The organism is Psychrobacter sp. 1176_08 (assembly GCF_052850615.1).
The window spans coordinates 292,329-313,480 of sequence record NZ_VXCU01000001.1 but is presented as its reverse complement, the minus strand read 5'-3'; the positions used below and the strand labels follow the sequence as shown (position 1 = coordinate 313,480).

At 41.6% G+C, this 21,152-nt stretch carries 19 protein-coding genes; 13 read left to right on the top strand and 6 right to left on the bottom strand.

Translation table 11 applies throughout. The annotated features are described in order from the left end of the window. Positions 1–12 precede the first annotated feature (12 nt). The 4 genes from yejB (at position 13) to FW759_RS01200 (ending at position 5,454) form a co-directional block, all read left to right on the top strand. Positions 13–1,080, top strand: coding sequence for a microcin C ABC transporter permease YejB (gene yejB / locus FW759_RS01215; protein WP_446441946.1), 1,068 nt, complete (start codon positions 13–15; stop codon positions 1,078–1,080). Beyond that, positions 1,080–2,153, top strand: coding sequence for an ABC transporter permease (locus FW759_RS01210; RefSeq protein ID WP_446441945.1), 1,074 nt, complete (start codon positions 1,080–1,082; stop codon positions 2,151–2,153). The genes yejB and FW759_RS01210 overlap by 1 nt, the downstream gene beginning before the upstream one ends. A 1-nt stretch (position 2,154) precedes the next feature. Beyond that, the gene (locus FW759_RS01205; protein WP_446441944.1) at positions 2,155–3,825 is read left to right on the top strand and encodes an ABC transporter ATP-binding protein; all 1,671 of its coding nucleotides are present in this window, start codon (positions 2,155–2,157) and stop codon (positions 3,823–3,825) included. Positions 3,826–4,149: 324 nt separating this feature from the next. Further along, a complete protein-coding gene (locus tag FW759_RS01200; RefSeq protein ID WP_446441943.1) occupies positions 4,150–5,454 on the top strand; it encodes an iron-containing alcohol dehydrogenase in 1,305 nt (434 codons plus the stop codon). Positions 5,455–5,562: 108 nt separating this feature from the next. Here FW759_RS01200 and folE read toward each other — a convergent pair whose 3' ends face one another. Continuing rightward, positions 5,563–6,159, bottom strand: a complete 597-nt coding sequence (folE, locus tag FW759_RS01195; protein ID WP_179207247.1) for a GTP cyclohydrolase I FolE — start codon at positions 6,157–6,159, stop codon at positions 5,563–5,565. 314 nt (positions 6,160–6,473) lie between these two features. Here folE and FW759_RS01190 point away from each other — a divergent pair, with 314 nt between their 5' ends. Further along, a complete protein-coding gene (locus tag FW759_RS01190) occupies positions 6,474–7,283 on the top strand; it encodes an enoyl-ACP reductase FabI (RefSeq protein ID WP_062844645.1) in 810 nt (269 codons plus the stop codon). 117 nt (positions 7,284–7,400) lie between these two features. Next, positions 7,401–8,084, top strand: a complete 684-nt coding sequence (locus tag FW759_RS01185; protein WP_446441942.1) for a YoaK family protein — start codon at positions 7,401–7,403, stop codon at positions 8,082–8,084. Positions 8,085–8,209: 125 nt separating this feature from the next. On the opposite strand, the gene FW759_RS01180 is transcribed toward FW759_RS01185, so the two are convergent. After that, entirely contained in the window at positions 8,210–8,374 is a 165-nt protein-coding gene (locus FW759_RS01180; RefSeq protein WP_179288405.1) for a hypothetical protein, read from the bottom strand. A 384-nt stretch (positions 8,375–8,758) separates the two neighbouring features. Between FW759_RS01180 and FW759_RS01175 the strand changes: the two genes are divergently transcribed. The 5 genes from FW759_RS01175 (at position 8,759) to hrpA (ending at position 16,681) form a co-directional block, all read left to right on the top strand. After that, positions 8,759–10,180: an SLC13 family permease gene (locus FW759_RS01175; protein ID WP_062844644.1), complete on the top strand. Its 1,422-nt coding sequence runs from the start codon at positions 8,759–8,761 to the stop codon at positions 10,178–10,180. Positions 10,181–10,314: 134 nt separating this feature from the next. Then, entirely contained in the window at positions 10,315–11,106 is a 792-nt protein-coding gene (locus FW759_RS01170; RefSeq protein ID WP_446442116.1) for a metallophosphoesterase family protein, read from the top strand. A gap of 87 nt (positions 11,107–11,193) precedes the next feature. Beyond that, on the top strand, positions 11,194–11,787 hold the full coding sequence (locus FW759_RS01165) for a DUF1543 domain-containing protein (protein WP_446441941.1): 594 nt from the start codon (positions 11,194–11,196) through the stop codon (positions 11,785–11,787). Between the two features lies 1 nt (position 11,788). Then, entirely contained in the window at positions 11,789–12,106 is a 318-nt protein-coding gene (locus FW759_RS01160; RefSeq protein ID WP_446441940.1) for a hypothetical protein, read from the top strand. 366 nt (positions 12,107–12,472) lie between these two features. Next, a complete protein-coding gene (gene hrpA / locus FW759_RS01155) occupies positions 12,473–16,681 on the top strand; it encodes an ATP-dependent RNA helicase HrpA (RefSeq protein WP_446442115.1) in 4,209 nt (1,402 codons plus the stop codon). Between the two features lie 69 nt (positions 16,682–16,750). Here the strand turns inward: hrpA and FW759_RS01150 are convergent, their stop codons facing one another. Next, on the bottom strand, positions 16,751–17,080 hold the full coding sequence (locus tag FW759_RS01150; protein WP_443571093.1) for a hypothetical protein: 330 nt from the start codon (positions 17,078–17,080) through the stop codon (positions 16,751–16,753). A 365-nt stretch (positions 17,081–17,445) separates the two neighbouring features. After that, the gene (locus FW759_RS01145) at positions 17,446–18,255 is read right to left on the bottom strand and encodes a hypothetical protein (RefSeq protein WP_446441939.1); all 810 of its coding nucleotides are present in this window, start codon (positions 18,253–18,255) and stop codon (positions 17,446–17,448) included. A gap of 366 nt (positions 18,256–18,621) precedes the next feature. On the opposite strand from FW759_RS01145, the gene FW759_RS01140 reads away from it, so the two are divergent. Next, positions 18,622–19,023, top strand: a complete 402-nt coding sequence (locus FW759_RS01140; protein WP_443568168.1) for a lysozyme inhibitor LprI family protein — start codon at positions 18,622–18,624, stop codon at positions 19,021–19,023. 191 nt (positions 19,024–19,214) lie between these two features. On the opposite strand, the gene FW759_RS01135 is transcribed toward FW759_RS01140, so the two are convergent. Together FW759_RS01135 and FW759_RS01130 are read right to left on the bottom strand one after the other, a co-directional pair. Next, complete coding sequence (locus tag FW759_RS01135; protein WP_062845914.1) at positions 19,215–19,673, bottom strand: DMT family transporter; 459 nt, start codon at positions 19,671–19,673, stop codon at positions 19,215–19,217. A gap of 8 nt (positions 19,674–19,681) precedes the next feature. Beyond that, positions 19,682–20,116 carry a DMT family transporter gene (locus FW759_RS01130; protein WP_062844639.1) on the bottom strand — a complete coding sequence of 145 codons (435 nt, stop codon included), beginning with the start codon at positions 20,114–20,116 and terminating at the stop codon, positions 19,682–19,684. 97 nt (positions 20,117–20,213) lie between these two features. Between FW759_RS01130 and FW759_RS01125 the strand changes: the two genes are divergently transcribed. Continuing rightward, on the top strand, positions 20,214–21,149 hold the full coding sequence (locus FW759_RS01125) for a LysR substrate-binding domain-containing protein (RefSeq protein ID WP_446441938.1): 936 nt from the start codon (positions 20,214–20,216) through the stop codon (positions 21,147–21,149). Positions 21,150–21,152 lie beyond the last annotated feature (3 nt).

Sequence of the window (21,152 nt, the reverse complement as noted above, 5' to 3'; positions counted from 1 at the left end):
GGAAGCCGCATTATGGGTCGTTATATCTTAAAAAGGTTACTGCTAATATTGCCGACGCTTTTTTTGATATTGCTGGCAAATTTTGTGATTGTGCAAGCAGCGCCTGGTGGCCCTGTAGAGCAACAACTGGCACTCATTGAGCAAAGCGGAAAAGATAGCGCTTTAAGAGGAAATATCGGTGCGGGTAGTTCAGGCAGCAACAGCACATATCAGGGCACTCGCGGCTTATCTGAAGACATGGTTGCGGCGATCAATGCACAGTATGGTTTTGACAAGTCCGCTCCTGAACGGTTTTGGCTTATGCTAAAAAACTATGCTCAGCTTGATTTTGGGGAGTCATTTTTTAAGGGACAATCTGTAACAGATCTTATTATAGAGAAGCTACCAGTCTCAATCTCGCTTGGGCTTTGGAGTACGCTGCTCATTTATATGATTGCCATTCCACTTGGTGTGTATAAAGCCATGCATCATGGTTCAGGTATTGACAAAATCACTGCTATGCTCCTCGCCATTGGTCATGCGGTTCCTGTGTTTGTATTTGCCGTTATACTCTTGGTGTTCTTTGCGGGCGGTAGTTACTGGAATATTTTTCCTCTCCAAGGGCTAACATCTGAGAATTTTGATCAATTGAGTACATTGGGTAAGATAAAAGATTATTTTTGGCATCTGGCGTTACCGCTTCTAGCAAGTACGGTCGGAGGTTTTGCAGGCTTAACTTATTTAACCAAGTTTAGCTTTTTAGAAGAATTGGGTAAGCAGTATGTGCTTACCGCTCGTGCCAAAGGCTTAAATGAGCGCCAAGTTCTCTATGGACATGTATTTCGTAATGCGATGTTGATTATTATTGCCGGTATTCCAGCCGCTATCGTTGGTATTTTCTTTGCAGGTAATTTTCTGATAGAGATTATTTTTAAACTTGATGGTTTAGGTTTGCTTGGTTTTGAAGCCATTCAGCAGCGTGATTATCCTGTGATATTTGGTACGCTGTTTATTTTTACGTTGGTGGGGCTGCTATTACAATTGATCAGTGATTTAAGCTACCATTTGATTGATCCTCGTATCGATTTTGAGGGGCGCTAATGTCAAGTCATCCGCCAACTTCAATAGCATCTTCTGTCATTACACAAAAGAAACGCCGTCTGAATCCTATCTGGCAAGCGCGTCTGAATCGCTTTCGCCGCAATCGTCTAGGAATGATATCGTTATTCGTTTTTTCACTGATATTTGTGATTTGTATGGCAGCCAATGTGATTGCCAATGACAAACCAGTATTGGTGCAATATCAAGGTGATTACTATTTCCCAATATTGAAAGCCTACCCTGAAACCACTTTTGGGGGCGTTTTTGAGACTGAAACCAACTATAAAGATCCGGCCGTACAAGCCCTGATTAATGATCAGGGTTACTATGTCATGCCGCCGATTCCCTTTGCGGATCAGACGCCAAATGTCGAGCTTGGGCTACCGTATCCAGCAGCGCCCAATAGTCAGAACTGGTTAGGTACGGATGACTTGGGGCGTGATGTACTGGCGCGGATACTTTATGGGCTGCGGGTTTCACTACTGTTTGGTTTGGCATTGACGCTTGCGGGCGCACTGATTGGTATTATCGTGGGAGCCATACAAGGGTATTACGGAGGCTGGGTAGATTTGGCGGGTCAGCGATTTATGGAAGTATGGGGCGGTATGCCTCAGCTTTTTATGATTGTTATCTTGGTCAGTTTGTTTAGCCCCAGTATCACAATGCTATTTGCCATGATGCTGTTGTTCGGTTGGATGGGCTTGGTTGGCTTGGTCAGGGCAGAGTTTTTGCGAGCGCGTAATTTCGATTATGTGCGTGCTGCCCGAAATCTTGGCGTGTCAGATAGCCAAATTATGCTAAGACATATTTTGCCAAATGCGCTGGCATCGAGCTTGTCGCAATTGCCATTTATCCTAACGGCCAATATTATTGCATTGACCGCGCTGGATTTCTTAGGATATGGGTTGCCACCTGGATCACCATCGCTCGGTGAGCTGATGGTACAAGGAAAAAACAACCTTGATGCGCCTTGGTTGGCATTTTCAGGCTTTTTTAGCTTAACTTTTATCTTATCATTGCTTATCTTCGTTGGCGAAGCGCTGCGTGATGCGTTTGATCCAAGGCGTTCTTAATATGACAACGACTACTGCAAAAAATAATAACGCTAAACAAAACCACAGCAATGAACAAAACCGGCTTGTGCTCATCGTAGACAAGCTCAGTATTGTCACGCCTACCAACGCAACGCTAGTCGATCAACTGTCTTATGAGCTCAGACAAGGACAAACCTTGGCAATCGTTGGTGAATCTGGCTCTGGTAAATCGATTGCCAGTCTTGCGTTATTAGGTTTATTGCCAGAAAATTTGACGATTCGTGGTGAAGTGCAGCTGGCAAGTTATTCAGGCATGGCTGCATTGCCGATAGCAAATAGCAGCGAGCGTAATGCCTCACTGCGTGCTATTCGTGGACAACGCATCGGCATGGTCTTTCAAGAGCCGATGACGGCATTAAATCCATTACATACCGTTGCCAAGCAAGTCGCTGAATCACTGCGATTAAGCGGTGTACCCAGAAAGTCATGGCGAGACCAAAGCATTGCTTTGTTAGATGATGTCAATATCACTGATCCTGCTGATAAACTCAAACGCTATCCACATGAGCTATCAGGCGGCCAGCGGCAACGCGTGATGATTGCCATGGCATTGGCCCAGCAGCCTGATATATTAATTGCTGATGAACCAACCACTGCGCTTGATGTTACATTGCAACATGAAATACTTGAGCTATTAGATGATCTTAAGCATCAGCATAATATGGCAATGGTGCTCATCAGTCACGATCTAAATCTGGTCAGACGTTATAGTGATGAGGTTATTGTCATGCGTCAAGGACAGACGATTGAGCAGGGGCTAACGGCCACTGTGTTTAATCAGCCTCAGGCAGAATATACGCGTACGCTTATCCAGCAAGATTTTGGGCAGGCATTGATGTTACGTACTAATGAGCAGAGCCAGCGTGCGACAGTATTGCAAGTCAATCATTTACAAGTACAGTTCCCAATCGAAAAAGGCTTGTTTGGCGGTACGAAACGCTGGTTTGATGCAGTCAAAGACGTAAATATGAGTCTAAAAAAAGGACAGGCGCTAGGTATTGTTGGTGAATCGGGCTCTGGGAAAACAACCATCGCCCTTGCACTCAGTCAGTTACTCAGTAATCAAGCACGTGTGAGCGGTCAAATACAGATTAATGGACAAGAGATTTCAACCTTGTCTAAAAAAGCGCTGCGCACCTTTCGCTCCCAGATTCAAATGGTGTTTCAAGATCCATTTGCCAGTATCAATCCTCGTATGACCGTATTGCAAATAGTCGAAGAAGGACTACTGGTCCAAGGGGTTGATAAAGCGGCTCGTCAGCAGGCGGTGATGGACAGTCTTGCCACTGTACATCTACCTGTAGAATTTGCGCAGCGGTATCCTCATGAGCTATCAGGGGGGCAGCGTCAGCGTGTGGCTTTGGCGCGAGCACTCATCATGAAGCCAAGCTTATTGATATTGGATGAACCCACGTCTGCGCTTGATAGTACAACGCAGGTGACCGTGGTCAAATTATTGCGAGAAATTCAGGAAAAATTGCATATCAGCTATGTGTTTATCAGTCATGATTTAAAGGTCGTACGTGCGTTATGTCAGCAGGTGATGGTATTAAAAGATGGTACATGCGTTGAGTCTGGCGATACCGAAAATATTTTTAATAAACCACAACACCCCTATGCAAAAAAGTTATTACAGGCAGGTATTATTTAGCCTAAGCAGAGTTTTTATCTTAATGAAAAATGTCTTAGTCAAGATGATCAGCAATGGTTGGTAAAATAGGATTGAAACATCTTTACAAATAATTTGCCTAAACCACGGATTCATAGTGAATTAGAATCTTACAAGATATCAGCACATAGCCGTTCATAATAATAGCGGCACACTCAAAATGGCGGTGGTACAATGAGTTGAAGCCGTTACTCGATTATATAGATGATTGCGCTAAAGTTATTGTTGGTTCAATCGAAAGCATAAATGGTTGATTAAACAATCGCCATTGCTATGGTTAAAATTATTAAAAAGGATTTTGTACCCATGAAAAAACAAAACAGTATGGCTAAGTTGGTAAGTATGAATGGGTTACAGCACGCTGGTTATTTGGCAGTTGCTAAGACTCGTGCCAAAGTATTAAAAGCGTTTTCTTACGTCATACCTATCAGAAGACCAATGTTATTTGTTGGCGAAACTTCTTGTGATGAGCTGTGCGATATGCTTATCAATGAAGGCAATACCCATGTCTTTATCGTCACTGATGCAGTGCTCAATAAACTGGGTGTGCCGGCGAGAGTCACTAATTATTTAGATAAACACAATATCAGTTATATAGTCTATGATGGTGTGACGCCAGACCCTACATTTAAGGTGGTTGAAGAAGGACTACGTCAATCATTAGAAGCCAAGTGTGACTCGATAATAGCTATTGGCGGTGGCTCGGTGATTGACGCGGCTAAGATGATTGCGATGGCACAAGGCAATGATTGCGCTCCTCAGAAGCTTATCGGTATTCTCAAAGCAAGAAAACCTGCGACCCCTCTATATTGCATCCCTACCACTGCGGGTACAGGCTCAGAGGCGACACTGGGCGCGGTAGTATCAGATGATGAGACTCATCAAAAAGCCCTATCTATTGACCCAAGAATGGTGCCATTAGCAGCTGCTATTGATCCTATCATTATGAAGGGCATGCCAGCACATATCACAGCAGATACTGGGATTGACGTGTTGACGCATGCATTAGAAGCGTGGATGAGCGTGAATGCGAGTGTGGAAACAGATTATTATGCCGCCTCTGCTGTCAAATCTGTGATGCACTATCTACCATTGGTTTATAAAGACGGTAGCGATTTAAAAGCCAGAGAAGAGATGGGAATAGCAGCACACTACGGTGGCATCGCATTTAACAAGGCTGGTCTTGGTTATGTACATGCCATTGCTCACCAGTTGGGCGCGCACTATAGTATTCCTCATGGTCGTGCTAACGCTATCGTGTTGCCTTATATACTTGATGTAAACCGTGATGCCAGCAAAAAGAGATTGGCGGCACTGGCCAAAAGAACCGGTATCGTTAAAGATAGTCATACGAATGATAGTAACCTAGCTGACTATCTTATCACTCAAGTACGTGATTTGATTCAAACCGTAGGGATCAATCCAACTGTCAAAGGGATGCAGGTCAGCGACTTTGATAAGATTGCTAAAGCGGCTGCTAAAGAGGTCAGTGATACCTATGCGGTTCCGACTTATATGTCGGCATCTGAGATAAAAGATATTTTAATGAAAATTAAGCAGGCGAGTGATGGGCTGGTGGATGATGAAAAGACAAGCGACAAAGTTGCTTAAGAGTAGGTAGGGATTAAAGGACATAGTATCGCTTAGATACTATGTCCTTTTTAGCAGAATAATGATTAGTTTGATTCGATTATTTTGGGCGAAATCAAACCCAGTCATTTAAAACGCTGGTTGACGTCTAGGTATCGCCGTCAAAAACTCCATTCGTGCTTGATTGTCATGAACAAATTCACCCAGCATCGAGGTGGTACGGGTAGTAGATTGTTGTTTGTTCACACCACGCATCATCATACACATATGCGAGGCATCCATCACAACAGCCACACCGCGACAACCTGTTACGTCCATAATGGTTTGCGCTATTTGATCGCTTAGGTTTTCTTGAACCTGAAGACGGCGGGCGAACATATCAACAATACGGGCAAATTTTGACAAACCCAATACCTGACCATTGGGCAAATAGCCTATATGCGCGATGCCATGAAAAGGCAACATGTGATGTTCGCATAAGGAATAGAATTCAATATTTTGTACCAATACTAACTCGCGGTTGCTCGATGGAAATAGGGCGTCATTGACAACTTCATCCAAGCTTTGATGATAGCCTTGTGTTAAGTGAGCAAAGGCTTTTGCGGCACGCATTGGCGTCTCTTCAAGACCCGGACGTTCTAAGTCCTCGCCAGTTGAGCCAATCAGTTGACGATATGATTCAACGCTTTCTTGGTAATCTGATGTTATAGTTGGGGTGTTACTCATAAGTTTGGCAGCCATCCAAAATGTGGGTGTAGCTTAACGCTAAATCCTATTATGTAAAGGATTTTTATAAAAATTGTGCAAGCTGGGGAGGGTTGTGATTATACTTGAAATCTGACTAACTTCATACTGCTGTGGTGGCAGTTAAATTTTTAATGAATATTTATCAGCTTCGTAAGTTATAATAGTTTACGAATGTACACTTAAAATATTTTATGTATAATGTAAAAGATTTTGCTTTCTTACACTGTAGCGAACTTACAGTTATATTAAAACACATTAATTAAACAACTTTTATCGACTAAAAAGGGAATACTATGTTGCTACAAGGCCAAAGATTTGTTGTGACCGGCATTGCAAGTAAACTGTCTATCGCTTGGGCTATCGCAGAAGCACTACATCGTGAAGGCGCGTCTCTTATCTTAACGTATCCAAACGACAAGATTAAAAAGCGTGTTGATATGGCAGCGGAACAATTCGAAGCAGACTTGGTATTAGAGTGTGATGTGGCATCAGATGATTCTATCGCTGCTTGCTTTGAACAAGTGAATGCGCATTGGGGCGATGGCATTGACGGTGTCGTTCATGCGATTGGTTTTGCACCCATGGATCAGCTAGACGGTGATTTTGTGAATGCGACCACTCGTGAGGGCAGTCATATTGCTCATGATATCTCAAGCTATAGCTTTGTTGCATTAGCCAAAGCAGCACGTGAGTTATTGGCAATGCGTCATGGTTCTATGTTGACGTTGACTTATGAAGGTAGTATCTCGGTGTTACCAAACTACAATGTCATGGGTATGGCAAAAGCCAGTCTTGAAGCCAGCGTTCGTTATCTTGCTACTTCTATGGGCGGCGAAGGTATTCGTGTAAATGCTATTTCAGCAGGTCCTATCCGTACGCTTGCTGCCAGCGGTATAAAGTCATTTCGTAAGATGCTCGATATCAGCGAAAAGATTGCACCATTACAACGCAATGTCACTCAGAATGAGGTAGGTAACGCTGCGCTATTTTTATTATCACCTTGGGCATCTGGGGTTACTGGTGAAATTATGTTTGTTGATGCAGGTTTTAATACTGTTGCCATCAGTGAACAATTGATGTTACTCGACGAGCCAAAACAATAACCATTTAAACCCCATTTGGTTATTGTAAATGTTTAACTTAATTTAATATAAAAGGCAACTGTGTTGCCTTTTTGGCCAAATGATAGATGGTTTGGCACTGATTTTTGGACAACAAATATGATAACTAAATTACCAAAATGGATAATGTGGGGTGGGGCGCTACTGGCATTGAGTGCAGGTTGCGTAAATACAATTGCATTAATGGGATTCACTACTTTGTCAGTCTCTCACGTGACTGGGAATGTAAGTTTATTTGCAACCGCTATTGCTTCTTTAGATATGCGCAGTATTTTGTTTATTGGTGCAACATTGCTGACTTTTTTAATAGGGGCGGTATTGAGCGGTGTGATCATTGGTCAAACGTCATTAAAGCTGGGAAAGCGCTACAGTCTTGCGCTTTGTATTGAAGCGGTATTATTGGTGCTTAGTTATTGGCTATATCAGCAGGAGAATAATATAGGGCAGCTAACGGCAGCCATGGCTTGCGGATTACAAAATGTGATGGTGGCAACCTATAGTGCATCTGCTATCAGAACTACGCATCTAACAGGTTTGACCTCAGATGTGGGTCATGCTATTGGTAACTGGATCGCTGGTCGATCTATAGATAAGCCAAAACTTACCTTTCAATTAATTATTTGGCAATGTTTTTGCGGTGGTAGTGTCTTAGGCGCACTTCTGTACAGCCAATTTCAATATAGAGCATTATTTTTGCCCATTACGATTGTATCAACAACAGCTGTCTTATATAGTGCTATGGTGCAAAAGTTACCAGAAAGAAGACAGCCAGTTAAAATATAAGAAGCGTATTTTTTCTTTAAAGGTACTCTTAATAATGCTTTTTAAAAGTGTACTATCAATTATAGAGCATTAAAACAATGTTTAATGCTCTAACTGCTTACTTGACCATTCTCTATTTACCTAAACTATTCTTTATCTTCTTGCTCATGATCTTCATGTTCGTGCATGCCTTGCATCATATCCAGCGCTGAATCATCCGTGCGTTGTTGATCTTTTTTGGCAAGGCCATCTTGATTAATATCTTTTGGCGCCATTTTGGTTGTCGAATCTGTTTTGTTAGCGTTTGGCATAAAATACTCCTAGTCATTTTTATTAGTGTTTTTGCTTAACCTTATGATTATGTGACATTGATTTTGGCTTGTATAGCGCTGAATGATGAATGTTTGAAGGCTTTATGTAATTTTGATACGTTAATCATCACAAATAAAAGTGTGAAGATAAAAAGTAGTCAGAAACAAAAATTAACACTAGTGAAATATAAAAGAGATATTTATAAAGCCAGATAGTGTGGACAATCGTACGAAATGTAATCAGAGCATATTCGACTACAAATAATTCTGATATTATGGCAACGCCCAAATAGTTACCGAGCTAATGCAACGACAGTTTATGACTGGCGCGTATTGTCGTAAGTCTCAATTTCACGACCACTCTGAATACAATAAGGACAATTCATGTCAGAGCAAAAACTAGATAGCCATCTTCCAAAAGATGGTAATGAGTATTTATTTACTGATACCTTTCCAAAGGGTACAGGCAAAGGATTGATAGTCGTTGCTATTGCAGCGATTGTTGCTATGATTATTTATAATGTACTGCCATTTGATATTAATGCCAACAAAGGCTTGGCGCTGTTATTCTTTATTGGTGCGCTTTGGCTAACGGAAGCACTACACGTTACGATTACTGCCTTGTTGGTCGTGGTGTTGGGTGCTTTGATTGGCATACCGGACTTTGATGCTGAGATTGGCTTACAGAGCTTTGCCAATCCGACTATTTATTTGTTCTTCGGAGGGTTTGCTTTAGCAGCAGCGCTACATGTGCAACAATTGGATAGAAAAATTGCGCTAAAGATTTTATCACTGTCTGGTGGCAAACTGAGTACCGCTGTATTTTTGATATTTGGTGTAACGGCGTTTCTGTCAATGTGGATATCGAATACCGCCACAGCAGCGATGATGCTGCCATTGGCACTCGGTATTTTGACGCAAGTTGACCGTGAAAAAGATCGTGGTACCTTCGTTTTCGTACTACTGGGTATTGCTTATTCAGCGAGTCTAGGTGGTTTGGGTACTATCGTTGGTTCACCGCCAAACGCGATTGCTGCAAAAGCACTCGATATTGCCTTTGTTGATTGGATGAAATTTGGTATTCCAATGATGTTGGTGCTATTGCCACTATTACTAGGTGCAATGTATTTATATCTAAAACCGAACCTGAATCGTACCATCACATTGAATGAAGACGAACCAATCGCTTGGAACAAACCTCGCATCGTGACTATCATCGTCTTTATTGTTACTGCGTTGAGTTGGATACTTTCCAAACAAATCGGAGCAGCCTTAGATATTACGGATACTGATGCGGTCGTTGCTTTATCAGCAGCCGTAGCAGTGGTCAGTCTCGGTCTGGTGTCATGGAAGCAAGTATCTGACAACACTGATTGGGGCGTTCTCATGTTGTTCGGTGGTGGTATCGCACTATCGACGATTTTGAAGGTTTCAGGCGCTTCGCTGGTGCTGGGTGAAACGGTGGCAAACGCACTGTCTTCTGCACCACTTATCGTGGTCATGATTGCCGTGTCGGCCTTTATTATCTTCTTGACAGAATTTGCCTCTAACACTGCATCGGCAGCACTACTAGTACCAGTATTTGCGGCTATTGCTGAGCAGATGGGCTTACCACATGAAGTCTTAGTATTGGTCATCGGTATTGGCGCCTCTTGTGCCTTTATGCTACCAGTTGCCACGCCTCCAAATGCTATCGTATTTGGTACTGGCCTGATAAAACAGACAGAAATGGTGCGTACAGGTGTTATTCTCAATATTATCGCGACCCTTGTTGTCGGTTTATGGGCATACTTCTTCTTAATATAGCCTAGCGATTTTCAACGCTGCAATAGTAATGAATAGAAACCCAATGTCTCCATGCTCATGGAAGATTGGGTTTTTTATTCACTTTTATTCTTAAAGGCCGTGTAAAATAATGCTTTGGAAAAAAGTTGGAAAAAGTGACTTATTTTAATAAGAATTTGAGCACAATTGCTGCCATTTCAGACATTCATAGCAATGTGTTTGCGCTTGAAGCAGTACTTGCTGATATTCAACACCGTAATGTCGATCAAATCGTCAATCTGGGTGATATCTTATACGGGCCTATTGCTCCTAAGGCGACATATGATTTACTAATGACGCATCAAAATAAGATCGTTACCATTCGTGGCAATCAAGACAGACAAATTTATGAGGCGACTGAAGCAGACATTGCTGACAATTTGACACTGGATTTTATTGTCAAAGATTTACCGAAAAAGGCGATTGAATGGATGCGCTCGTTACCATTTGACTGTCATTTAAATAAAGATATCTATCTGTGCCATGGGTCACCAACCGACGACATGATATATTTACTTGAAGATATCACCACAGGGACGCCAATGGTACGTGATGATGCAATTATTTTGTCATTGCTAAGTGACATTGAAAGCAAAATTATTGTCTGTGGTCATACCCATATCCCACGTACTGTCACATTGTCATCAGGGCAGCTTGTTATTAATACAGGTAGTGTAGGTTATCCAGCCTATGAAGATAATTTACCAATCGTTCATAAGATGCAAACTTATTCGCCTCACGCGAATTATGTACTGATCAAATGTGTTGAGACCGAGCAGAGAAAACATTGGCAGACCGAGCATATAAAGGTGGCTTATGACCACGAAGCAGCAGCAAGATTGGCTCTAAAAAATGGTCGTAAAGACTGGGCTTTTGCCTTAAAGACAGGGCGAGTATTATCAATATAATTAGATTGGTATATCGGTTGGTGTCAAACCATAAAACTATTAATAAAACATCATTCAAAAATTATTGTTTAACAAGGACTACACAACATGCTGACTCTCTATATGGTTCAACTAGGCGGTCGTCCCAAAGGGCGCTTGATTGAACAGCACGATATTTTCTTTGGCGTGGCAGGTCAGCTACCTGAGTTGATAACCGATATTAATAATCATTGGCCGGATGTAAAAAATAAATGGCATATTGACTCGTATCGTGCCATTACTAAAGTTGATAACTATACAATTAAATTGATTGAGACAAACGAGCAAGTAGAAAACAACTCTGATTTAAAGCTATTTTTTATAAACTTGGGCGGCTATCAGCAGGGGAGTTTTGAAGAGTTTCATTATAAACTACTTGTTGTAGCTGCCAGTCAAGCGGACGCAATTAAACAAGCGAAACAGAGTGAGTTTTATAAAACGTTTACCTTTAAAGATAAAAACTCATTCTTTGATGCTGCTTCGCATATTGATGATAAATTTGAGGTAGATATAGACGATATATATAACGTCGGTGATCTTGTTTCAAACATTCAGCTTTTGATTGAGCCTATCATTGAGATGGAGACGAGCAATATTGAAATTAAAGAAGATAAAGAATACGTAGGTTATTTAAGTATTAAGAATTTAAGGAAACTATCATAATATGTCTCTAGATATGTACTACAAAAGCGGTATGATCCGCAAAACGCGATGCCAAATTTCAGATGACATCTTACCCACGTTGTACCAGATCCATGTTAATGCTAACTTTCCACAATTGACGTGGTTAATTGACACTCTTTATGACAATCCGCAGATTCAACCTGAAACTGCTAAAGCTTTAGCGAATGAGATGGAGGCGCTAGAAAAATTAATACTTTCCCTACACCTGCCTTTTCCTAGGTTGCCCTTACAGCAAATACATACCTTTTTTATGGGCGCTGCTACTAATCAGCAGACAATTTATACTGTTAGTGATTAATTTTAGTATCCATACTCAATAAGTCACTCACTCATAAAGATAAGGCTCATAGGTTTGAAAAAATTGATCAAAGAATTTATTAAGTGGGTTATTGTCGGTATTTGTATTGGGATAGTACTTTTCATCGTTTTAGTGTCTATATAACGTTAGGGCAGCAAAAACACATAAGAAGCCTGGGTTAATATTGCAAAGGTATTTCTAGCTTTAACCAAACACTATGTTCAACTTGAATCACACCTAGAATACCCCCATAATCTAATCACTTCTACATAATAAATAGCCTAAGTAAATATGCCCAACACTCCAAAAAATACAACTTTAGACGCCTCTACTATAAATAATGATCAAGAAGAAAAAGAATTAGTAATGCCAAACAATGAAGATTCAACTATCGTAGATAGTAAGAAACCATCTCCAATCGTTGATAGCACTGATTTGCCAGTACTTGCCAAAGACAGCTACTATTTAAGCCGTCTAGAGCGAGAGTTGGCGCGTACGGCAGTGAACAGTAAAAAGTCCAAGAGTACGAATAACGATAAAACCGACGACGCTCTCTCTAAAAAACGTACCCAATATGACAAAATAAAAAGCCGCTCACAGCAAATGGTGCAGGCTCGTATAGACAGTATTCCTGATGATTTACCTAACAAGTTAAACCTCGATTTACCCGTTAGTCAACGGGCTGAAGATTTGGTACAAGCCATTATTGATAATCAAGTCATTATTGTGGCAGGTGAGACGGGTTCTGGTAAAACAACGCAGTTACCAAAACTTGCCATGCTGGCAGGTCGCGGTATTACAGGACAGATAGGGCACACACAGCCACGAAGATTGGCAGCCCGCAGTGTGGCAAACCGTATCGCTGAAGAATTGGGTGAGCAGTTAGGCAATACAGTCAGTTTTAAGATTCGCTTTAATGAGCAAGGCTCAGCCCAATCCGTCGTCAAGCTTATGACCGATGGTATTTTGCTTGCAGAATTGGGGCATGATCGCTTCTTAAGTAAATACGATACTATTATTATTGATGAAGCACATGAACGCAGTTTAAATATTGACTTCATTATGGGTTATCTCAAAAAGATGCTGCCCAAGCGCCCTGATTTAAAAGTCATTATCACGTCAGCAACGCTCGATACCAAACGTTTTAGTGAATATTTTAGTCACTACGATGCCAAGCTGAAGCGCCAAGTCCCTGCACCAATTTTTAATGTCGAAGGACGTAGTTTTCCAGTAGAGGTTCGTTATCGTCCGCTCACAGATGAGCCTGTTACTAGCTCTGACGATGACAGCTATGATGACTTTGAAGACAACCTGCCACGTGCTGTAGTAGCAGCGGTCGATGAGTGCTTTAGTGATGCTCAAAACAAAGGCCATGCCGATCAAGCTGATATTTTGATCTTTGCTGCCACTGAAGCTGAGATTCGTGAGTTACAAGAAGTGCTTGTACGACATGGGCCCAAACACACTGAAGTGCTGCCACTATTTGCGCGGCAAACTTATGAAGAGCAGCAGCGTATTTTTCAACCATCAGGTCGTGGTCGTCGTATCGTCATCGCCACTAACGTTGCCGAAACGGCATTGACGGTTCCCGGTATTCGTTATGTGATTGATTTGGGTTTCGCACGAATTTCGCGTTACTCGTATCGCTCGCGCGTGCAGCGTCTGCCGATTGAAGCGATTTCGCAAGCCGCTGCCAATCAGCGTAAAGGTCGCTGTGGTCGTGTTGCACCTGGTGTCTGTATCCGACTGTATAGTGAAGAAGATTTTAGTGGTCGTCCGGAGTTTACAGAGCCGGAGATTCTGCGAACCAACTTAGCATCTGTTATTTTACAGATGGCAAACCTGCGTCTGGGTAGCGTGGATGATTTTGCTTTTATCGAACCACCTGATAGTCGTCTAGTCACTGATGGTCATAAGCTACTTGATGAATTGGGTGCAATCACTGCCAAAAGTGAATCTGCTACCAATCAAACCAGTAAGCCAAAAGCCAAAAAAGGCATGGACCATCTCAATCTGACTCGTATCGGTCAGCAGATGGCACGTATGCCAATTGATCCAAGGCTAGCACGTATGTTAGTCGCTGGTTCTGATTTTGACTGTATTCGTGAGATGCTGATCGTGGTTGCCGCGCTCGCTGTACAAGATCCGCGCGAACGTCCTGCGAATAAACGCACGCAGGCTGATCAGAAGCATGCGGTTTTCCGTCAAGATGATTCTGATTTCTTGTTCTATTTGAGTCTATGGAAGGCTTTGTTTGAAAAAGATGAGGACGGCAATAAGCTGTCTGGTAATCAGCGTAAGCAATTTGCGAAGAAAAACTATCTTAGCTTCCCGCGTGTGCGCGAATGGCATCAGACGCATCGTCAATTGGTGCAAATGGTGACTGAGCTTAAGCTGACCGATGTGAGTGACGCAAAAACTGCGGATCAAAACAATGCTAAAAGCACATCAATTGAAGCTGTTACCAGTGATCCCACTGCGATTGAGGATGAAGAACTCAAAGCGGTCAAATACGCCAACTTGCACCGAGCGCTATTAACGGGCTTATTGTCCATTATCGCCCATAAAACTGAAAATCGCGGTGAGTATCTAGCGGCGCGTCAACAAAAAGCCAAAATTTTCCCAGCCAGTACTGTGTTTAAACAAGTACCACCTTGGGTTATGGCATTTGAGATGGTAGAAACCTCCCAAGTCTTTATGCGTACGGTCGCTAAAATCGAGCCTGAGTGGATTATCTCAGCGGCAGGCAACTTGTTAAAATATCACTACTTTGAGCCGCATTGGTCGAAAAAGACAGGGCGTGTCAAAGCATATGCGCAGATCAGTTTGTTTGGTCTCATTATTATCAGCAAGCAGTTGACTAATTATGAGCAAGTCAATCTGAGCGAGTCTCGAGAAATCTTTATTCGCGATGGTCTAGTAACCGGTAATTTGGGTCGCGCTGCCCCATTTTTGCAACACAATATGGATAAAATCGCAGATATCGAGCGCATTGAAGACAAGTTGCGCCGTCGTGATTTGTTGGTTGATGAAGAGTCGCTTTATCAGTTTTATGACAAAAAAATTCCAGCTCACATTGCCAGCCGTAAAGCTTTTGAAGACTGGCGTGCAGAGGTCGAAAAAACCGATAGCAAGCATCTGTTCTTCACGGATGACGACGTGCTAAATAGCCAAGCCCCAACGACGGGCGACTTTCCAGAAGTATGGAAATTGGGTGATTTAAAACTGCCACTGCGCTACGTCTTTGATCCAGCGAGCGATGACGATGGGGTCACCATTCGTGTGCCACTTGCGGCATTGCCACAGCTCGATGCTATTGAGCTACTGTGGGGTGTGCCTGGCTGGCGCTTTGAATTGGTATTGCAGTTATTGAAGTCATTACCAAAAGATATTCGCCGTCAAATTGTACCCATTCCGGATACGGCTGACAGTCTATTTGATGAGTTGCAGCCTACGGGTGGTCAAGGGCTGTTAAAGCAATTGTGCCAAGCGCTAAACCGTCGCGGCATCATGTCAGTAACGCCAGAGAGCTTCAATCCGTCGTCGATTGATCGTTATTTGCAGCCACAAATCAGTGTGGTCGATGATAAAAACCGTATCATCGAAAAGGGTCGCGATCTGCAAACGCTACAGATTCGTCATGCATCTGAGACCAGCCAAGCAGTAACCGAGCAGCAGGGCGTTCATACAGAGTTTCCGGAGCACTTTGCCTTTAGTAAGAATCATCACAGTGCAGGCGTGGTGATGAAGCAGTTTTCGGCATTGGTTGCTGATGAGGCAGGAGAAGCTGTATCCATTCATCAATATACGGACGTCAATGCAGCATTGCAGGCGCACCGCATTGGTGTTTTGACGTTAATTAAAGGTAAGCTTGGTGCAAAGAAAAAACAGCTAACCAGTCAAATAGATAAAATATTTAAACTGGCCTTTGCCCCGCTTGGCGACATGGAGAAGCTCAAAACCATCATTGTTGATGCTGCACTAGACGCCGCGCTCGAAGAACATTATGTACTATTTGATCACAGTACAGATATACCTGAAAGTGCCGATAGCATCGCTGTCGGTCTGAGTGAGGAGCTGCCGTTTACCTCCGAAGAGTATGAGAAAACGCTAGACGTGGTAACAAGTAACTTTTTATTGACGGGTCAAAGCGTGATAAAAACCCTAAAAAATGTCTATACCCGCTGGCAGCGTATCCGCCAAGGATTATTGATGCTGGATCGTGAGATATTTGGTGAGTCTATCGAAGATATTGAAGATCAGTTAGAAGATTTGCATTTGGCCGATTTTGTTTATCGAATGGATTATAGTCATTGGCAGCAATATCCGCGTTATCTTGAAGCCTTAGAGATTCGTCTTGAGCGACTCGAGCACAATCTGGATGCTGATTTGGATGGGGTTTATGCGTTGGATCTGCATATGGAGCGCTTGGCAGGACGTGCGGATAAAGAAGCTATCAGCGAATATCGCTGGATGGTGGAGGAGTATCGTATCCAGCTGTTTGCTCAGCCGATGAAAACCCGTGTAGCAGTATCGCCGAAGCGCTTGAGTAAAATGTGGGACAAGGTGGGTTAAAAGCAAAAAGTATTTCCAATGTTTATGCGGGATTAGCAATTGTTAATCCCGCCTTTTTATTTAAAAATGTTAATGCCTGATATGTTCTGTCATCACACCTATGCTATAGCATATAAATGCAATCACAGTTAGCGCCACGATGAATGGAGTAAATATCCAAATAATGATATTAAGCAACATAGAAAGTAATAAGCTGTCGAATAATACATTTTTTGATGTAAAAAAATCTGTCATCGCATCTATGGCGCGCTTAGCAATAGGAAATAGCAACGTGCTAAGCGCCAGCATATAAATATATTTGCTAAAGCTTGGGTCACTCATAACCACCATGAAGTAAAAAACTAAGAAAAAAGTGACACCTAATGCCCAGCATTTGAGAGTGTAGCTTAAATACATCATGGCGGTTCCTCCATAGTTCTTCTTATGAGCATGCATAAAGAAAAGAGTACCTCTATATATTCTAAATAATGAATATAATATATGTTTTATTATGAATTAACATATAGAGTCAATCTTTTTTGGATGGAGGATGGAAGATAGGAGATAGAAGGTAATAACGAGGCATATTGAAATAGCCTGTACCTGTTGTATTAGTGGGTTAAAAACATGTTGCATCGTTAATTGTACTTTTAATGCCAACAGGGTTTACCACTGTGATACCGATATACTTAAAAAGGACAATAAAAAATCCAGTGCTAGCGTTTTGAGTCAAACGCCTAACACTGGATTTATACACTCAAAATGTGCTTAAGGTAGGTTTCTAACTAGCTTTCTAATTGATCAATCATACCTTGGTATTTTTCTTTTTTCTCAACGATCTTCTGACGTTCTTCTTTGCTATTGGCATCTGACTGCTCAGAGTCTTCAGCTTTTTTATCGAATGCTTCCAATTCAGCATCTACACCATCTACAAGTTTATTCAGTAGCATAGCAACCGCTTTTTCAGAAACACCATATGTCATACCAGAAGCTTCAGACTTAAGATCATCTTTAAGTTTTGACGCCCATTGATAGATATTTGCGACAGTTGCACTGTACTTGTCGTCTTTATCTGATTTATCACTGTCTGATTTATTGTCTTCTGATGTGTCATCGTCTGATTTTTTGTCACTTGACTTTTTATCATCTGACTTACTTTTGTCCGACATGAAGTCATCTTTAAGCTTGGTAGCCCACTGATAAATATTAGCTATCGTTGTATTCTTATCATCTTCATTAGATGTGTCATCTTTGTTGGATGTGTCATCTTCGCTAGATTTACCATCTTCGCTAGATTTGTCATCTTCGCTAGATTTGTCATCTTTGCTAGATTTATCATCTTTGCTAGATTTATCGTCTTTGCTAGACTTATCATCTTTACTAGATTTGTCATCCTTATCAGACTTGCTGTCTTTGTTAGACGTATAATCTTTATCGAATAAATTATCTTTACTAGATTTATCGTCTTGATCAGAATGGTGGTCTTCTGAGATAACGTCGTCTCCTTTTAAAACCTCTACAGAGGTTACTGCATTGTTTGTAGGCGTATCTTCTGACTTATTCTCTACATTATTATTATGTGATTTGTTTGACATGATTTTTAGTCCTATTTATATTAATTATTGGAAGATTTGACACTTGATACTAAGCCAGTGAGTTTTTTTATTCAGTATATTAATGTAAATTTTTAGTATGAAATTTTACTTTTATTCCATAAACACTTATAAAACTGTTTCTCTAAACAACAGAATTGGCTTATAAGAAGCGTTATATCATAATTGCTAAAAACTCAGGATCCTATAATGTATAGGGGATAGCAGTAAATAATGATGGCCAATAATGCATTATAAGAGTGGCGTTTGACTCATGATAGGTGAATGACGTTTCTTAACAGGACTCAATAAAAACCCAACGTTCTCTATGCTAGTATTTTCTGATTATGAATAACAATGAGGTGCTACATGAAAAAAATAACGAGTAATTTGAGAAAGCTGTCTGGTTTAACGTTGTTATCTGTCGGTCTGTTTGCTACGGCGCAAGCATCAGCTGCTAGTGCCTGTGATAATGCCAATACTCAGGCAGATATCAATAAATGCACGGCAACTGAGTTATCAACGGAAGACAGGAAATTGAATAAATCCTATAGTGATTTACAACGTCTGTTAGACGCTAGTGAAAAAAAGCAATTAAAGACAGCGCAGCTTGCATGGATTAACTTTAGAGATAAAGCATGTAAGTTCTCAGCTCGTGGTTTTAGTGGCGGCAGTGCTTATCCAATGGCAAGCAATGGTTGCTTAGCAACTTATACGAAGCAGCGACGTGTACAGCTTGATGATGAAATTGCCAATATCAATAACAGATAATATAAACTAAAAAGGATGAACCGCAACGGCTCATCCTTTTTAGTTTGGCTATTGTCAGTATTAGCGCAAAAATCCAATAATCACAAGCAATCAATAAAAAATAATTAGAACATTATGACTCGATGTACCATGCTTTTTTTGGATTGACTATAACACCAACCATCTTATGATTAGCACTTAACAAAGGGTAACTAAGCAGCTTTAGGTTCAGACTTATTACTAGAATAAATAAAATAAAGTGCAATTGCCAAACAAACCAAAGCAGCAATTCGACTACCCGAGAGTGTGATTACTTCATTACCTAACCAACCAAAATTATCGATTAGCACGCTCATACTAAGCTGACCGAAAATGACAGCTACCGTTGCGACGGCAGTACCGATACGTTGTACTGCAACTACCATAATGACGATATAAGGCACACCGCAAAGCGCACCAAGTAACTGCCATTTGGGCACGTCCATTAACGTGACTGAGTGGTTTGGTTCAAAGAAGAAAATAAGTAAAGCAGTAACTAGCGCGCCCACAGAAAAGGTGAGAAATGCGCTTTTGAATACGCCAACATTACCACCCAGACGACCATTTAAAGCCGCTTGAACACTTAAGGCAGCCCCGCCAATTATTGCCAATACGATCATTAATATAAGCATCATCTATTTTACCCCTTAGCCATAAAGAACAGTGCAGCAATGATAAAAACCAAGGCTATGATCCTTTTATTGTCTATTTTTCTTTCTGTGGTTCCAAATAGTCCATAATGATCGATGATCAGACTTTTTGAGATTTGGCCAGCAAGTATGCCAATCATTGTCATTGCAACGCCGATGACTGGTGTGACGACGGTTAAGACCACCACGTAAATAGGACCTAAAATTCCGCCAACGAGTAACAAAGGGGGTTGCGAGAAAAATGAAGGGCTATTGCGTGGACTAAAAAATAACATAAGAAAAAAAGTCAATGCTGCACCAACACCGAAAATACTCAATGTCGCCCACAATTCACCAACTTGACCGCCTAAAGGGCCCAGTAATCCCGCTTCAACGGATAACCCCATGCCGCCTAACACAACGATAAGTATCAATAATATTTGCATGAAAAAAATCCTTAATAAGCAATGGCGGTATTCTACAGGAGCTTATATTCATGAAAAACGCTATAATGTGGAAATGACCTTTGCATAAGTTGCACAAATGAATAACGTCGACAATATCAGCATAAAGACTTTGCATTTCTATATCAGTGTCTATAACGCTCAGAGTTTTTCGGTGGTGGCTCGAAAAGAAGGGGTGTCTGCGTCTAAGGTCTCTCGTATTATCAAACAATTAGAAGATTCGTTGGGGCAACAGCTTTTTTATCGCAATACCCGTGCCGTCATTCCTACCGAAGCAGGACGCGTGTTTATGACCTACGCCCATGCTATGACAGAAAGTATGAGCATGGCACAAGAAGAGCTTCAGGATAGGACATTAGAACCAGGCGGCTTACTCAGAATCAATGCGCCAGTATTTTTTGGACAACGACACATCGCTCCTTGGTTGCCAAAATTTAGCGCTCACTATCCTAAAGTACAAATAGATCTGACGTTAACTGATGACTTTATCGATCCTCATCATTATCCAACGGACGTTATTTTTAGAATTGGGACATTAAACGATTCGACTTTTCATGCGCGGATTTTTGGTGAGCAAACATATCATCTGGCAGCCACTCCTGAGTACATAAACCAGTACGGAGAGCTGCAATCGCCAACAGATTTAATTCATCATAAGGGGTTGGTTTATAAAGGGTCGTCGGGGCCGAATCGCTGGCTTTTCAAGACCAAGGGTGAGGATTGGACTTCTTGTTTAGCACCTGCTTTACTCATGTCCAATAACGCAGAGTCCTTATTGGTAACCGCATTAAAAGGCATGGGGATCGTGCTTTTTCCTGACTGGCTGATTGGTGAGCATTTAAAGAGTGGTCAGTTGGTAAAGTTGTTGCCTGAATACACTGCTGCTGTGAAGACCACCACTCAGCACATTGCCGCTATTTATCCCAATACTCGTCATGTTTCTTTAAACGTGAGAACGTTAATCGATTACTTTGCAGAGGTCTACGGTGATCCCTTTTATTGGCAACTCAACTAATGA

Bases quoted from the DNA above. Each gene is read 5' to 3' on its own strand.
- yejB (WP_446441946.1), top strand. From the start codon at position 13: ATGGGTCGTTATATCTTAAAAAGGTTACTGCTAATATTGCCGACGCTT.
- FW759_RS01210 (WP_446441945.1), top strand. From the start codon at position 1,080: ATGTCAAGTCATCCGCCAACTTCAATAGCATCTTCTGTCATTACACAA.
- FW759_RS01205 (WP_446441944.1), top strand. From the start codon at position 2,155: ATGACAACGACTACTGCAAAAAATAATAACGCTAAACAAAACCACAGC.
- FW759_RS01200 (WP_446441943.1), top strand. From the start codon at position 4,150: ATGAAAAAACAAAACAGTATGGCTAAGTTGGTAAGTATGAATGGGTTA.
- folE (WP_179207247.1), bottom strand. From the start codon at position 6,159: ATGAGTAACACCCCAACTATAACATCAGATTACCAAGAAAGCGTTGAA.
- FW759_RS01190 (WP_062844645.1), top strand. From the start codon at position 6,474: ATGTTGCTACAAGGCCAAAGATTTGTTGTGACCGGCATTGCAAGTAAA.
- FW759_RS01185 (WP_446441942.1), top strand. From the start codon at position 7,401: ATGATAACTAAATTACCAAAATGGATAATGTGGGGTGGGGCGCTACTG.
- FW759_RS01180 (WP_179288405.1), bottom strand. From the start codon at position 8,374: ATGCCAAACGCTAACAAAACAGATTCGACAACCAAAATGGCGCCAAAA.
- FW759_RS01175 (WP_062844644.1), top strand. From the start codon at position 8,759: ATGTCAGAGCAAAAACTAGATAGCCATCTTCCAAAAGATGGTAATGAG.
- FW759_RS01165 (WP_446441941.1), top strand. From the start codon at position 11,194: ATGCTGACTCTCTATATGGTTCAACTAGGCGGTCGTCCCAAAGGGCGC.
- FW759_RS01160 (WP_446441940.1), top strand. From the start codon at position 11,789: ATGTCTCTAGATATGTACTACAAAAGCGGTATGATCCGCAAAACGCGA.
- hrpA (WP_446442115.1), top strand. From the start codon at position 12,473: ATGCCAAACAATGAAGATTCAACTATCGTAGATAGTAAGAAACCATCT.
- FW759_RS01150 (WP_443571093.1), bottom strand. From the start codon at position 17,080: ATGATGTATTTAAGCTACACTCTCAAATGCTGGGCATTAGGTGTCACT.
- FW759_RS01145 (WP_446441939.1), bottom strand. From the start codon at position 18,255: ATGTCAAACAAATCACATAATAATAATGTAGAGAATAAGTCAGAAGAT.
- FW759_RS01140 (WP_443568168.1), top strand. From the start codon at position 18,622: ATGAAAAAAATAACGAGTAATTTGAGAAAGCTGTCTGGTTTAACGTTG.
- FW759_RS01135 (WP_062845914.1), bottom strand. From the start codon at position 19,673: ATGCTTATATTAATGATCGTATTGGCAATAATTGGCGGGGCTGCCTTA.
- FW759_RS01130 (WP_062844639.1), bottom strand. From the start codon at position 20,116: ATGCAAATATTATTGATACTTATCGTTGTGTTAGGCGGCATGGGGTTA.
- FW759_RS01125 (WP_446441938.1), top strand. From the start codon at position 20,214: ATGAATAACGTCGACAATATCAGCATAAAGACTTTGCATTTCTATATC.